The sequence below is a fragment of the Nocardia sp. NPDC052001 genome (assembly GCF_040680615.1).
GTDB lineage: Bacteria > Actinomycetota > Actinomycetes > Mycobacteriales > Mycobacteriaceae > Nocardia.
Genome location: NZ_JBFAXC010000013.1, coordinates 128,607 through 141,882, shown reverse-complemented (window position 1 = coordinate 141,882; position 13,276 = coordinate 128,607). Strand labels below are relative to the sequence as shown.

Below are 13,276 nucleotides of genomic sequence, written 5' to 3'. Positions count from 1 at the left end.
CCGGCCCGTCGAGCTCAGATCAGTGCTTGCCGGATGTGCAGCACCGTGCCCTGCTGACCGGTATGGATACGCACCAGTTCCGCCAGTTGATTGACCAAGAGCAACCCGCGACCGCCCGGAACGCGCGGCGGTGCGGGCAGTCGGCCCGCGAGCGGGTTGGTGATATGCCCCGCATCGTCCACCTGGAAGCACAATTGGCCATCCCGGGTCCACAGGGACAGCGTGCCCCGCCCGCCGCCGTGTACGACCGAATTGGTGATGGTCTCGGCGATGATCAGCTCCGCGTCGACGAGTCGGTACTCGGACATTCCGATATCGCGCGCGTACGCCATGGCCGTATGCCGAACCCGCGTCAGGGTGTTCGCCTCGAACTCGAGCACCATGGCATCGGCCGGGGGAGCGGGCAGCGGGCGATTGTACGAAGCCACGATCGAGTCGGGATCGTATGCGCCGCTGTGGTTTCGGCCGCTGTGGTCGATGAGGATCGGATGGGTGGCGTGCGCGTCGGCCACCATATGCGCCGGCAATTCCGTCGTGTTGTACGGACACAGAATGCTGACTTCGCGTCCGGCGAACGCCGCGTTGATCAGTGCCTCGTGCTGGGCGCAGGCCGGATATTCGGTCTCGGAGCGATCGGCCCAGATCGGTTCGCCGACGATGCGGACCCGCTTGCCCGGATGGGTATCGGTGAACGCGCGTAGCACCCCGGGAATGATGCGCCCGGGATTGCGGCCTTCGACGGTCATATCCATCAGCCGCACCGCGTCCGCGCTCGCCCCGAGCGCCGCACGGATGAGTTCCAGATTGGCCGTGGGCACCGATACCGCGACCGGTTCGTCGCGGACCAGACCCTCGTAGATGAAAGCGAGTGTGCCGGCGAGATACTCGTCGGCATCGCGATAGAACAGCGCGGGGTGCTCGAATGGCTCGGTGCGGTCATCGGCCGTTACTGTGGCAAGCATCAGCGGGCAACCTCGATCGTCGGCACCGACGGCCAGAATTGTTGCAGCACACGCAACATCGCCGCGGGTGGGTGATGGAGAACGAATCGCCGGTCGGCCCCGGCGTCCTGTGCGGCGGCCACCAGCAACGACGTGCCGTGGGCGTCGATGAACCGCACCTGGGACAGATCCAGGTGCACATCGCTTGCGCGGGGCAGCTCTCCCAACACCGCGCTCCACTCGTCACGAGTGGTGAAGTCAACCTCTCCGACACACCACCAACCGGTGGGGTCCGCCGAATGCGCCGCCCACAACAACCTTCCGAGCGGCATCGCCGCCGATGCTCCGGTGTGTGGCCTGGGCCGCTGCGTCACTGCGAGGTCTCTTCCTGCCTGGAATGGGCTGGAGTTCCGGCGATCATCCCGGTGGTGCCGCGCTACGAGACGCCATCAACTCCCATCGTGCCTTGATTAACCAATTGATCGCAGGGTATGCGCCCAACTATGGAGATTCTTGTCATAGCCGTCCTGGTTGTGCTCGTCGGATTAGTGGTTGCGCGGCGCAAATTCTCTGGTCACGCGGCAGATACCGATCTATCCACCGGTAATCCTCCATCGAGCAAGAACAGCGAAACCTCTGACGAATGACCTCGTTCGTCGGCCATCGATGTGGCGAAATGCGGACCGGCCGTACCTGACCCGGTAGCCCCGTCCAATGGACGGGGCTACCGGTGAATGGTGGGGATACGGCCTATTTGTCCGGCCAGCTTCCGGTCAGGCGCTGATACCCGGAGGCGCCGGCGCGGTCGATTCCGGCTTTGACCACGCCGAAGATCGCGCCCTGGAGAGCCGCCGCGATCAGGATCTCTCGCCAGCTGTAATCCCGTGCGGTGGCGCTCGGGGCCTGGTCCTCCCCGCTCAGGCGCCGCCAGAGCTGAGCGAACACCACATTGGCCGCAATGCCGCCCAGCACACCCACGAGCATGCCAACGGGCTTGTACAACGTGGTCATGCCTGCCTCCGCCGCGCGGTCCACCAGATCAGCACCGCGCCGGAAACGACCGCGGCAGCAACGGGTACCGGATAGCGCCGCGCGATTCCCGCGATCTGCCTACCACGATCGGCGACGGGTGCCGGCGTCTTGCCAGCGACAGCCTCAGCCACATGTGTGGCTTGCGTCCGAGCCTGTCCCGCGATCTCATGGGCCTGCTCGCGATCGCGCCGCAATTGTTCTGCCGCGTCGGACTGGAGCGGCCCTGTTGCGTCATTCATCCCTGACTCCGACTCCTGATGGTTTCGATGTCCTCTCGGACGTTCTCAATCGTTTCGTTGAGTTGAGCGGTATCGAAATCTGAGGCGACGGTTGCGGACCGGGCTCCGCGGGAGGCTGCCGGGCGGCGGTGTCGTGAAGGGCTCCGCGGGTTCGGGAACGGGCGGCAGCGGTGACGGCGCGGGTTCGAGCGGCGGTATCGGGGGCGCGGGTTCCGGCGGTTCCACCGGTGGATTCGGTAGCACGTCCGCGTGAAAGTTCAGGTCGATGTCCTGGGGGTTCAGGTCGAAGTGCACCCGCAGGTCATTCATGACACCGCTGAGGCGCATGAGGCGCGGATGCGCCCCATTCCCCTTGCCGTCGAACAGTTCTCGTGAGTTGCTCGCCGCCTCGTGTTCGACGGCCCTGCGCAGTAGTTCGACGGCGATCAGGGCCGAGGCCGCCAGCCGCGATTCGGCAGATTGCATCAAATGCTCCTCGAATAACGGGGCGTCAGAAGTAATGCCGGCGGCCGCCGACCGCCCGGCCGGTCGATCCGAGCAGCATCAGAGCCACTCCGACAACGAGCACGATGATGCCGAGGGTGGTCAGGAGCGGGATGCCGATCAGGATTCCGGCGAGCAGGAGAATGATTCCCAGGACGATCATGTGAGTTCCTTTGGGCGAGTTGCGATGACAGGACCGCTGTTCCCTGAACGCAACGGCCCAAACGTTGCGCGGTGGACGAATTTTTCAGGAGATTCGAAGAGGTCGGAAAACTCGCTCACCCCAACCGAGTTCGCACGGTGCTCTCGGTTAGTCGCCTGCTGCTCCATCGGGACTGAATTGTTCGACACCGGTGACGCGGAGCAGTTCGAGTGCCGAGGCCGATCGTGAACCGGGCGCGGCGGAGTACACGACGACGGTTTGATCAGCCTCCGGCACCAGCAGGGCGTCGCAGTCGAGATCGAGCACGCCCAGCTCGGGATGGGCGATGGTGGTCGTGCGGCTGCTCAGCTGTCCCGAGCGTCCGGCCCGCCATAGCTCATCGAATTGTGCACTGCCCGTGCGGAGTTCAGTGATCAGCCGGGCCAGGTCGGGATCGCTCGGGTACTTCGCGTGCACCGTGCGGAGGCAGCCCACGCAGTCGACGGCGTTGGCGGCTTCCGCCTCCGGTGTCATGACAAGCCGGTCGAGCCCATCGCCGAGAAATCGCTGCCACATGATGTTCCGCCGCGCGGGCGGGCGTCGGGAGAAATCGCCGAGCAGTGCCGCCGCAGGCGGATTCCACGCCAGCACATCGGATTTGGCGGAGATCACCAGTGCGGGCAGGTCGGCCATCCGGTCCAGCAGGCGCATGACGCTCGGTTTGATCGTCGTGGCGATCCGCCCGGCCTGTGGGGGTTCGGCTCCCGCGAGCCGGAAGATCAGATCTCGATCGGAGTCGCTGACCCGCAGCGCCCGGGTCAGCGCGCCCAGCACCTGATCGGACGGCCGCGGCCCGCGACCCTGCTCGAGCCGGACCACGTAATCGACGCTGAGCCCGGCCAATTGGGCCACTTCCTCGCGCCGTAAGCCGGGAACCTGCCTGCGGAACCCGCCCGGCAATCCCACATCGGCGGGTGTGATTCGCGATCGCGCGGTGCGCAGCACCGTAGCCAGCTCAGCCCTGTCCACCCCTCCCATCGTGCCGTGGGATTGCCGACCGGGGGTGGTACCCGCGGTCCCAGGCCGCCCAGGTCCTGGAGTCACCGGGCGCGCACTCCGAGTCTGGTTCCCATGAGGACAACGACAATCGCACTGGTCACCGGCGCGAACAAGGGGCTCGGCCGCGAAACCGCGCGCCGACTGGCCGAATCGGGATGGGAGGTATTTCTCGCCGCACGCGACACGGCCCGCGGAACGAAGGCGGTGGCCGAACTCGCCGCGCAGGGGCTGAGGGTTCGCCTTCTCGCCCTGGATGTGACTTCGCAGGATTCGGTGGACGCGGCGGCGGCAACGGTGCGGGCCATCGCCGGCCGCCTCGACGTGCTGATCAACAACGCCGCGATCGCCGGACCCTCGATGGACCCCGGCCGGACGCGGGCCGAGGATCTACGCGAGATATTCGAGACCAATGTCTTCGGCCCGGTTCGCGTGCTGAACGCCTTTCTGCCACTGTTGCGCGCCTCCGGCCAACCTCGCGTCGTCATGGTCTCCAGCGGTATGGGTTCGATCGCGACCCTGACCGATCCGAGGTGGAAGGACCTGGTGCGACCCACGCTGGGCTACCCGACGACAAAAGCGGCCCTGAACATGCTCACCACCGTGTATGCCGCAGCGCTGCCCGATATTCGCGTCAATGCGGTCGACCCGGGGTATACGGCCACAGATCTCAACGGCCACAGCGGTTTTCAGAATGTCGGCGAGGGCGCGGCCGTGATCGTCGATCTCGCGGGCATCGGCCCGGACGGCCCCACGGGCGAATTCTTCGACCGGAACGGGGCCGTCCCGTGGTGAGGGTTATGGTGATCGTCCTGGCCCTGTCCGTGCTCTTTCTGGCACTGTTGAAATTCGTCCACCGACCGGAGAATCATCCAGTGGAACAACACGATTCGAGCAACTCGACCGTCCTGTCGATCGGCCTGCACCCCAGCGCCATCGACTACAGCCGCTATCCGGGCTTGGACGAGGCGACTCTCACCGCGCGCATCGAGGCAGGCGAAAGCGCGCTGCGCGCCGCCGGATTCGACCTCGTCTCCTGCCAGCTCCCCGCAGACCCCGATGCCGCTGAAACGAAACTCCGCGAATGCGCGTCGACCGGATCGTTCCGGGTCGCGATGATCGGCGCGGGTGTCCGCATGGCGGCCGAGCACACACTCCTATTCGAGCGATTGGTGAACGTGATCACCGAGATCTCCCCCGGAATCCGCCTGTGCTTCAACACCTCACCGGAAACCACCATCGACGCGTTGCGCCGCTGGGTAGACCCCGCCCAGCGCTGAGTCGGACGGCCGGTCCTATCGGTGATCGCGGTGGGCGGTCGCGGGCCCGACCTCACGCAGCAGCTCGAGAGCCTCGATGCCCGCCGACTCCGGTGGCGGGGTGAACAAGCGCAGGCGCTGGTCGGTGGCCCGGGTCTGCAGTATCTCGAAGTCGAATTCGATGGGCCCGACGGTGGGATGGATGACGCGCACACGATGGCCTTGGCGCAGGGCGACCTCATGGCGTTCCCACCGGGCGGCGAATTCGTCACTGGCTGCTTCGAGCCGTTCGATCAGTGCGGTCGCGGCACGGTCGTAGCCGCGGTGTGCGGCGGCCGCTCGCAGGTCGGCTACCAGCTCGCCGCCGAGCTGGTCGTGGTCTTCGGCGGGGTACATCGCGCGCATCCGCGGGTCGGTGAACCAGCGCCACACGATGTTTCGGTCTCGTTCCTCGATCTCACACACGCATCCGAAGAGTGCATCGGCGAGGGCGTTCTGGGCGAGCAGATCGCCGAGGTCCGTGATGAGCTGGGCAGGGGTGTCGCCGAGGCGGTCGAGTAGGTAGCGCAGTGCGGGCCGGACGTGCTCGCCGGCGCGCGCGCCCGGGGGCGGACGATGACCCGCGAGCAGATAGAGGTGATCACGTTCGTCCTCGGACAACCGCAATGCGCGAGCGAGGGCGGCGAGCAGCTGGGTCGAGGGCTGGGGACCGCGCGCCTGCTCGAGGCGCATCACGTAATCGGCTGATACCCCGGCCGATTGAGCCAGTTCCTCGCGCCGCAGGCCGGGTGTGCGGCGGCGCGGACCGACCGCCAGGCCGACCTCCTCGGGCCGCAGCCGCTCGCGCGAACGGCGCAGGAACTCCGCCAGTTTGGCCCTGTCCATTGTCATGTCACCCCTCTTCGGCGCTTCGAACCGTGAACACCCGCGTTGGCTAGGACTGCCGATCCTAGGGCAACCGCTCCACTGCTCATTGCCACCGGATGCTGGCACCGTCTGTGGGGCAAGCAGTTCGACATGAGGAGACGAAAATGCGAGAGATCACAGTGGGCGCGGCGCGGATTCCGTACCGGGTACTGGGCACGGGGCGCCCCGTGGTGCTGGTGCACGGCGGCAGCCCGGGCTCGCAGGTGTGGGATGGTGTTGCGGCGACCTTGGCCGCAACCAGAACGGTTGTGCTGCCTGATCTTTCGGGCAGTGACGCGGCGCACGACGATGGCGGCGCACTGACGGTCGAGCTGCTCGCAGAGCAGGTGGCAGCCGTCATCGACGATCTCGGGCAGGGCCCCGCGGACGTGGTCGGGCATTCGATGGGCGGTGCGGTGGTCGCCAGGCTCGCAGCGGTTCGTCCCGATTTGGTCACTCGCCTCGTACTGGTGTCGGGCTGGACCGGACAGGGCGGCGCATTCTTGCGCGAGAAAATGTCGCTCTGGCGGGATCTCGCCGATGACGCGAACACTTTCGCCCGATACACCATGCTGATCGCGTTCAGCCGCGCCTATCTGGAAGCCCTCACCCCGCCGGTCCTGGCAGGGCACGCGGCCGCTTACCAGCCCGCGCCCGGCAGGCTCCGCCAGATCGATCTGGCCAACAGTCTGGACGTCCGCGGTCTGCTCCCGCGGATCCAAGCGCCCACACTGGTGATCGGATGCACCAATGACGCGTTGATCTCCCCGCAGTACTCCCGCGAGATCACCGCGGATATCCCGGACGCCACCTACGCGGAAATCGATTCCGGCCACATCACCATGGCCGAACAGCCCGCCGAGCTGGCCAAACTCGTCGGTGACTTCCTCGACTGAGCCAACTGACCGGTCACCGGACCAAACCGCCGGACGCCGCATGGCGAACCTCCTGTGGTGCTGCTTCAGGATGCCGTGTTCGCGAGGCATCGCGCGCCTCCGTTCCACACGTGCCTGATGAAAGCTCATGAGAGGGACCGAGATTGAGAACACGGCGATTGAGACCCACGACAATACTGCGCTGGATGTGCGTGAGCGCGCTGGTGGCGGGCGGTATGGCCGGTGCGGCCACGACCGCCGCCGCCGACCCGGAAGGCGCGAGCGTGGTGTCGGTGGATCAGGTGAACGACCGCCAGCAGACGGTGATGGTGTTCTCACCCGCCATGAGCAGGGCGATCCCGGTGCAGGTCATCCGTGCGGCGGAACCGTCCCGCCCGACGATGTACCTGCTCAACGGTTCCGGCGGCGGCCCGAATCAGAGCGGATGGGATGCCCAGACCGATGTCGTGAGCTTCCTGCGCGCCAAGGACATCAACGTGGTGACCCCGTTCGGCGGCAGCAATTCCTATTACACCGACTGGATCCGCGATGACGCGGTGCTGGGCCACAACAGATGGCAGAGCTTCCTCAACGACGAACTACCCCCGGTCATCGAGAAGTTCTTGGGGGCCAATGGAACTCGCACACTGGTCGGCGTATCTATGAGTGGCACGTCGGTGTTGAACCTCGCGATCGCCAAACCCGGGTACTGGAACAGCGTCGCCTCCTATAGCGGCTGCGCGCAAACCTCGGACCCCATCGGCCACGAGTTCGTACGGATCACGGTGGAGAACTGGGGCGGCGGTAAAAGCGTCGAGAACATGTGGGGCCCGGCCGACAACCCGCTCTGGCGCGCCAACGACCCCTTCGTGAACGCGGATCGACTGCGCGGCACCGCCGTCTACCTGAGCTCGGGCACCGGAATCCCGGCGGCCCCGCATGACACCCCGACCGACCGCCGAGTCCTCGAGGGCCTGATCCCACTCCCGGTGCAGGTGGCCTTCGGCGGCCCCATCGAAGCCGCCATCCACTACTGCACCGAGAACCTCGCCAACCGCCTGCACGAGCTGAATATCCCTGTGACATTTGATGATCGGCCCGTGGGCACCCATTCCTGGGGCTACTGGGAGGACGATCTGAAGCAGTCCTGGCCGTTCCTGGCCCAATCCGTGGGCAGCCGAGTCAACTAGCGATCACCCCTCGCTCACCGCGCTTCCTCATTCGGGATCAGGGTGCGAATCATGGTGGCCAGCACCTGGATTCGGCGTTCGGTAAGTCCGCCGGGTCGAGTGCCTCGGGAGGGATCGATGATCTTCAGCGCGAGCCGCAGGATCGCCGACTCTGCCACAACGACATCGCCTCCCGGACTGGAACCGCGCGGCGGCACCATCCGATACAGCACGGGTTCGTGTTGATCGAAACGGAGTCTCGGCAATGCCTCTATTCACGAATTCTCGCGTCGCATGTTCGTGAAGTGCACCGCTGGTTCCCGCGTGATCAACCCGTACCCGCTGTCCGGAATCGTCGCGAACGGGGCGGGCAGGTACAGCACCGGCAGCACCTCACCGATCAACGGCCGCTGCTCGCGTGTGATCCGATACCTGGCCTCGACCGCTTCTGGCACGTCACCATCCACGACCGCACCGCCGTCGCGCCGGATGTGCCGATATGGCTCGAGCCGCACCATTCGAATCGCCGTCCGCGTCCATCGGAACAGCACGCACTTGCTCGTCTCCGGGCGCGCATACTCCACCAATCCCACACCGTCATCCCAGAAGACGAACTGCTCATCCTCTGTCGCGCTGTGGTATCCAGCGTCCGCACTCCACTGACCGATGATCTCGTCACCACGCATCGGGCGATTGAACCACCCCGCTACCGCTTACCTGTGGCAGGCGTGGTCACCCTTGTGCGGGAACGATGGGGTTTCCGCGAGCGGGGCCGGGTGTCGGGGGAATCAGTGCTGCGGCAGGGGGATTGGTGTTGGGTTTGTTCGGTGGTGGAGTGGATGGCATGGGCAGTGGCGCGGGGGCGTTCGCGGGGGGTGCTACGGGTCTGGGTGGTGCGGGGGTGTTTTCGCATGGTGCGCCGGAGTCGGCGGGCTGACATGCCGGCGGCGACACGATCGGTTCCGCGTGTGCTGTGACAGGCAGGCCGAGTGCGGCGCACGATGCGATCGTCGCGATGGCGCGAGCCATGGATGCCAGATGGGTTGGCCGCATGGCATTCACAGCTGGATCGGGTCGCCGTAGACCGCGACCGAGCTGTCCGCGGTGCGCGTGGATATGTTCGCGATGACATACGACCGCAGGGTGACCGGTCCGAGGCACCCGTCGATCTTGATTTGCACCGCACTGGTTTCGATCGAACCGTGCGCTCCGGCAAGGGCTTTGGTACCGAAAGGGATCGAGGTGATCGTGCCCGGCTTCAATGTGGTGGAGATGCTCGGCAGCACCATCGCGCTGCCTCCGACGTTCAGCCCTGGCACGGGTGCGACCGATACTCCGACATTGGGCCCCATCATCATGGATGACCCCAGCGACAGCCCATTGCCGACATCGATCTGGCAGCCGATCTGATAGCCGACGGTGAGACTTCCGGAGTCCACCGCCACCAGGCCCGCGCCCGCGATATCGGCGACTCCCTTGACGGTCACGAACCCTTCGCGCGTGAACGGCGAACCGGCGAGATTCGGTACGCGATCAAGGATTTCGGCCGCCTTGGTGACCCGCAGATCCCACCCGTCCTCGGTGGTCACCACCCGCGATCGATCCGGCACTTCATCCGCTGCGGCAGGAGAGGTCGAACCCACCCACAGAACTGCCATCGCAAGCGGAACGATCGAGTACGGCGCGGCACGGTCAATTCGAGGGTGGCGCAAGGCCAGCGGGTTCATCTTCGTCCGATCGGCAACCTACAAGATCAAGTTCGGCGAGGCTAGCAACGCACGGGGATGCGTCCGCGATGGCCTGTTCCCAGTACTGGGAACTCTTGACCCTCCCGCGACGTGAGGCGGCACAGTGGCAGACACGGAACCCGTAGAACACACCGTAGGCGTGGTCGCGCAGGCGACCGGCATATCGGTTCGAACCCTGCGCCACTATGACGAGATCGGCCTGCTCCGACCCGGTGGTCGTAGTGCGACCGGATACCGGCTCTACAGCGACGGCGATTTGAACAGGCTGCAGCAGATCCTGTTCTATCGCGAGCTGGGATTCGGTCTCGAGGACATCGCCGCCATGCAGACCGATCCCGATTTCTCCGATGAGGACCACCTGCGTCGCCAGCACGAGTTGCTGAGCGACCGGATTGTCCGCTACCAGGCGATGGTCGCGCTGATCGACAAAGAGTTGAGCGCGCGCAAAGCCGGCATCGCCCTCACCCCCGCCGAGCGAACAACGTGAAATTCACCAGTCACTCGCCGACGCGATGCGCGCGGGCCCCCCGGCCGATGAACCAACGGTCATGGATCCGGCAGAACGCCACCGCCGCCACTTCGAACGCTGGTTCCACGCGTGCGATTTCGACACCGACCGGACCTTCGCCGAGGAATACCGTGCCAATCGCCGACTCGGCCTCAACTACGACCATATGGCCCCCGGCTATCGCAGTACATCCACGACGCAATTCTGGCGAACTGCCAACGGAATAGCGCCATTTCGCCGTCCGGAGAGTAGGTCCACTCGGAACATCTGAGCAGTGGAATGGCTTTGGCGATCAGGCTCCATCGGCTTGCGCTCAGGCTCGTACACAGCGATCCGGTAGATGGATGACGGCTCGCGCGCTGAGTAGAAGATATCGCCGCCAGGTTGGAGCGGTCAGCTCGTTGTGACTGAGGGGTTGACGATGATCACCTTCCGCTCATTTTGTGGCGCAGTGACATTCAGCGAGTTTCGCTGAAGAACCTCGATGATTTCGTCGAGGTGCTCGGGGCTGTACCAGCCGATCATGAGTGGGCGCAGGAGGGTGTGCCAGCGGGTGCGGCGTTCGTCGCGCATGAGGGTCCAGGCTGTGGAGTGGTTGTTGCCGATCTTCTCCCAGGCTTCGAAGATCGCGCGGTAGTCGTCGTGTGCGTCTTCGGCATCGAGGTTTCCGCGTTCGATCGCGGCGAGCGTTTCGGCGTGGGTGGCCGGGTCGATTCCTGCCGCTGCCATCAATTGTGGCTTCATTGCTTCGATTTCGCGTCTGACCGAATCGGGGACGGGCTGTTCGGCCACGCCCCAGCCCTCCTCGGCGAAGAAGGCGTCGGCGTAGGCCTGGGCGTAGCTGTAGAGGAATCCCTTTGGGCCGCGCGGGGTTTCGTGGGCTGCGTCGCCTTTGGTGAAGCATCGCCAGGCGACGTCGAAGTCTGCGCCGAAACCGCGCTCGCTCAGTTCGGCGAACGCGGTTTCGAGTCTTTCGAGGTCTGTTCGTTGTTCCACGCCACTCGGTTTCACGTACATGACTGTGTCACACACGATTGCATTAGCCATCCCCCTAGATGCCCCACATTTGGTGGCAGCGTAAGCACCGATATGCCGACCGCGCGAGCCGATGTGGCGATGGTCACCTCGGGGGTTCGAGACCGGCCTCGGTGGTCAGGTCCCGCGCCGCAAGCACATTCGCCGGAGTTGGGCCAGCTCGTGTAAGGCGCGGGCCCGGGTCGGGCAAAGGCTAGGGCGCGACACAGCGGAAGCTGGTCGGGGAGGCCGGGTGTCCGTCGCCGGTGTAGCGGGAGACGAATGGCAGGCGGCAGATATCGCGCGAGACCGTCTGGCCGGTTGCGGTGGTCAGTGTGGCCCGAAGGACATCCGGTGCCTTGCCGTGCTCGACCCAATCCGTCAGTGCGGTCATATCGTTGCTGCCGGTGAGGGCGCAGTGTGCGACTCCCGGCGCCAGGAAGACGCGGTAGAAGTCGTCGACCCGGGTGGTACCGCCCAGCAGCGCGTCCACGCGCTTCCGGTAGTCGACGGTGCCCGCGGTCGGGATCAGCTGGTCGGCGTCGCCCTGCCAGGTGAGCAGCTTGCCGCCCGCGTCGCGGAAGGCCGACAGGTTCGGGTCCGCGGTGCCGATGATCGAGTCGTATTCGGAGCGGGCCTGCTGAAAGATCCGATCGAACTGCGCGTAGGTGAGATTCGCGGTATCGAACGACCGTTGCTTCTGGACGAACGTCGAAACCCATTGTGCGGGAACGGTGAACGGTGACCCCGTGGTGATGCCGTTCGCGTCGGTGACGCCGGCGGTCAGTGCGCTGAAGTCGGCGCCGGTCGGCAGGCCGAACCACAGCTGCTTGCCGTTCGCATCCCGCGGGCCGTCCCAGATCTTGCGGACCACATCAGCGACGGTCTCGCTGATCGTGTATTCCTTTCCGTCGCATTGCACCTTGGTGCCGATCAGACGGCGCGGGTCGAAATCGCATCGGCCCGGGTCGCTGATCAGGCCATCCGCGAGGCCGTCCTGCGGATCGCATTGCTTGACCGCGGCCTGGTTGAATGCGTTGAACTCGCACGAAGTCGGGTAGGTGTGCGCCTCACTCATCACCACTTGCGGCCAGAGCGTGGCGACCTCGAATTGGTTCCAGTTGATGGCCGGTGCGTCGGCATTGATGCCGTTGAAGTCGGACGGATATTTCTGGGCTTCCATATAGCCCTGGCGACCGCCCGTTGAGCAGCCGTTCCAGTAGGCGTAGGACGCGGCTTGATCGTAGACGTTGTTCACGACCTGCTTGCCCACGATCGCCAGCTCGTGCACCGAGCGGGAAGCGAAGTTCTCCAGTAGCGCGGTGTTGACCTGACCGGCCGAGTTCAACCCCCAAGTGGTGTCCAGGCCGGTGGTGTCCACACCGGCGTCGGTGGTGGCGGCCGCATAGCCCTGCTTGACCGCCGTGGCCACGCCGCCGATGTTCCCGGCGGCGTAGGCGGCGCCACCGACCGCCTGGAATCGCCCGTTCCATCCGGATTCCGGGAGCCAAACCTGCACCGTGGCATGGTCGTTCGCGCTGGGGTGGGTGAGTGTGACGGTTACTTCGCAGTGTGCGGGGACGTCTGGTACGGGGTAGCCGCCCAGCGGCGGGCTCCCGGGGACCTGAAACGTTCCCGTGGGGACATTTCTGGCGGTCAGGGACTCCACGGTGGCGCCGTCCGGCGCCGGGATCTGAAATGTGGAGCAGTTGAAGGCGTTTGCGCTCGCGGGGGTGGCCGCGGAATCGTTCGACCTGTCCACCACTGCGTAGAGGGCGGCGGCGCCTGCGACGGTGATGCCGACGGTCGCGAGTGCCAGAATTTGTCGTTTCAAGATCTCTCCTCGGTTGGAACTGCTTACTTACTGTCGCCAGCGCACCGGCACCGCCACATCAGTCACCTGA

General features: G+C 65.5%; 18 protein-coding genes. 6 read left to right on the top strand and 12 right to left on the bottom strand.

Annotated elements, in window-relative coordinates; genetic code table 11:
- Positions 1–14: 14 nt before the first annotated feature.
- The 6 genes from AB0L82_RS37685 to AB0L82_RS37660 all read right to left on the bottom strand — a co-directional run bounded on the left by AB0L82_RS37685 (position 15) and on the right by AB0L82_RS37660 (position 3,866).
- A complete protein-coding gene (locus tag AB0L82_RS37685; protein ID WP_364648014.1) occupies positions 15–962 on the bottom strand; it encodes a sensor histidine kinase in 948 nt (315 codons plus the stop codon).
- On the bottom strand, positions 962–1,273 hold the full coding sequence (locus tag AB0L82_RS37680) for an STAS domain-containing protein (RefSeq protein WP_364648011.1): 312 nt from the start codon (positions 1,271–1,273) through the stop codon (positions 962–964). The genes AB0L82_RS37685 and AB0L82_RS37680 overlap by 1 nt, the downstream gene beginning before the upstream one ends.
- Before the next feature lie 418 nt (positions 1,274–1,691).
- A complete protein-coding gene (locus AB0L82_RS37675) occupies positions 1,692–1,952 on the bottom strand; it encodes a DUF4235 domain-containing protein (RefSeq protein ID WP_364648008.1) in 261 nt (86 codons plus the stop codon).
- A 305-nt stretch (positions 1,953–2,257) separates the two neighbouring features.
- Positions 2,258–2,677, bottom strand: a complete 420-nt coding sequence (locus AB0L82_RS37670; protein ID WP_364648005.1) for a hypothetical protein — start codon at positions 2,675–2,677, stop codon at positions 2,258–2,260.
- 25 nt (positions 2,678–2,702) lie between these two features.
- Entirely contained in the window at positions 2,703–2,858 is a 156-nt protein-coding gene (locus AB0L82_RS37665; protein WP_364648002.1) for a DUF6131 family protein, read from the bottom strand.
- A 147-nt stretch (positions 2,859–3,005) separates the two neighbouring features.
- On the bottom strand, positions 3,006–3,866 hold the full coding sequence (locus tag AB0L82_RS37660; protein ID WP_364647998.1) for a helix-turn-helix transcriptional regulator: 861 nt from the start codon (positions 3,864–3,866) through the stop codon (positions 3,006–3,008).
- Positions 3,867–3,968: 102 nt separating this feature from the next.
- Here AB0L82_RS37660 and AB0L82_RS37655 point away from each other — a divergent pair, with 102 nt between their 5' ends.
- Both AB0L82_RS37655 and AB0L82_RS37650 read left to right on the top strand, forming a co-directional pair.
- A complete protein-coding gene (locus tag AB0L82_RS37655) occupies positions 3,969–4,688 on the top strand; it encodes an SDR family oxidoreductase (RefSeq protein WP_364647995.1) in 720 nt (239 codons plus the stop codon).
- A 5-nt stretch (positions 4,689–4,693) separates the two neighbouring features.
- Positions 4,694–5,173, top strand: a complete 480-nt coding sequence (locus AB0L82_RS37650; protein ID WP_364647992.1) for a hypothetical protein — start codon at positions 4,694–4,696, stop codon at positions 5,171–5,173.
- A gap of 15 nt (positions 5,174–5,188) precedes the next feature.
- Here AB0L82_RS37650 and AB0L82_RS37645 read toward each other — a convergent pair whose 3' ends face one another.
- Entirely contained in the window at positions 5,189–6,043 is an 855-nt protein-coding gene (locus AB0L82_RS37645; protein WP_364647989.1) for a helix-turn-helix transcriptional regulator, read from the bottom strand.
- Positions 6,044–6,183: 140 nt separating this feature from the next.
- Here AB0L82_RS37645 and AB0L82_RS37640 point away from each other — a divergent pair, with 140 nt between their 5' ends.
- Both AB0L82_RS37640 and AB0L82_RS37635 read left to right on the top strand, forming a co-directional pair.
- On the top strand, positions 6,184–6,954 hold the full coding sequence (locus AB0L82_RS37640; RefSeq protein ID WP_364647986.1) for an alpha/beta hydrolase: 771 nt from the start codon (positions 6,184–6,186) through the stop codon (positions 6,952–6,954).
- A gap of 185 nt (positions 6,955–7,139) precedes the next feature.
- Positions 7,140–8,123: an alpha/beta hydrolase family protein gene (locus tag AB0L82_RS37635; RefSeq protein WP_364647983.1), complete on the top strand. Its 984-nt coding sequence runs from the start codon at positions 7,140–7,142 to the stop codon at positions 8,121–8,123.
- 14 nt (positions 8,124–8,137) lie between these two features.
- Here the strand turns inward: AB0L82_RS37635 and AB0L82_RS37630 are convergent, their stop codons facing one another.
- The 3 genes from AB0L82_RS37630 to AB0L82_RS37620 all read right to left on the bottom strand — a co-directional run bounded on the left by AB0L82_RS37630 (position 8,138) and on the right by AB0L82_RS37620 (position 9,760).
- Positions 8,138–8,281 carry a hypothetical protein gene (locus AB0L82_RS37630; protein ID WP_364647980.1) on the bottom strand — a complete coding sequence of 48 codons (144 nt, stop codon included), beginning with the start codon at positions 8,279–8,281 and terminating at the stop codon, positions 8,138–8,140.
- A gap of 96 nt (positions 8,282–8,377) precedes the next feature.
- A complete protein-coding gene (locus tag AB0L82_RS37625) occupies positions 8,378–8,788 on the bottom strand; it encodes a hypothetical protein (RefSeq protein ID WP_364647977.1) in 411 nt (136 codons plus the stop codon).
- A gap of 372 nt (positions 8,789–9,160) precedes the next feature.
- Positions 9,161–9,760: an MspA family porin gene (locus AB0L82_RS37620; RefSeq protein WP_364647974.1), complete on the bottom strand. Its 600-nt coding sequence runs from the start codon at positions 9,758–9,760 to the stop codon at positions 9,161–9,163.
- Positions 9,761–9,989: 229 nt separating this feature from the next.
- Between AB0L82_RS37620 and AB0L82_RS37615 the strand changes: the two genes are divergently transcribed.
- On the top strand, positions 9,990–10,337 hold the full coding sequence (locus AB0L82_RS37615) for a MerR family transcriptional regulator (protein ID WP_364647971.1): 348 nt from the start codon (positions 9,990–9,992) through the stop codon (positions 10,335–10,337).
- A 25-nt stretch (positions 10,338–10,362) separates the two neighbouring features.
- Complete coding sequence (locus AB0L82_RS37610; RefSeq protein WP_364647968.1) at positions 10,363–10,629, top strand: TipAS antibiotic-recognition domain-containing protein; 267 nt, start codon at positions 10,363–10,365, stop codon at positions 10,627–10,629.
- Between the two features lie 122 nt (positions 10,630–10,751).
- On the opposite strand, the gene AB0L82_RS37605 is transcribed toward AB0L82_RS37610, so the two are convergent.
- Together AB0L82_RS37605 and AB0L82_RS37600 are read right to left on the bottom strand one after the other, a co-directional pair.
- Positions 10,752–11,375, bottom strand: coding sequence for a hypothetical protein (locus tag AB0L82_RS37605; RefSeq protein ID WP_364647965.1), 624 nt, complete (start codon positions 11,373–11,375; stop codon positions 10,752–10,754).
- Positions 11,376–11,586: 211 nt separating this feature from the next.
- Positions 11,587–13,206 carry a tannase/feruloyl esterase family alpha/beta hydrolase gene (locus AB0L82_RS37600; protein ID WP_364647962.1) on the bottom strand — a complete coding sequence of 540 codons (1,620 nt, stop codon included), beginning with the start codon at positions 13,204–13,206 and terminating at the stop codon, positions 11,587–11,589.
- Positions 13,207–13,276: the final 70 nt, after the last annotated feature.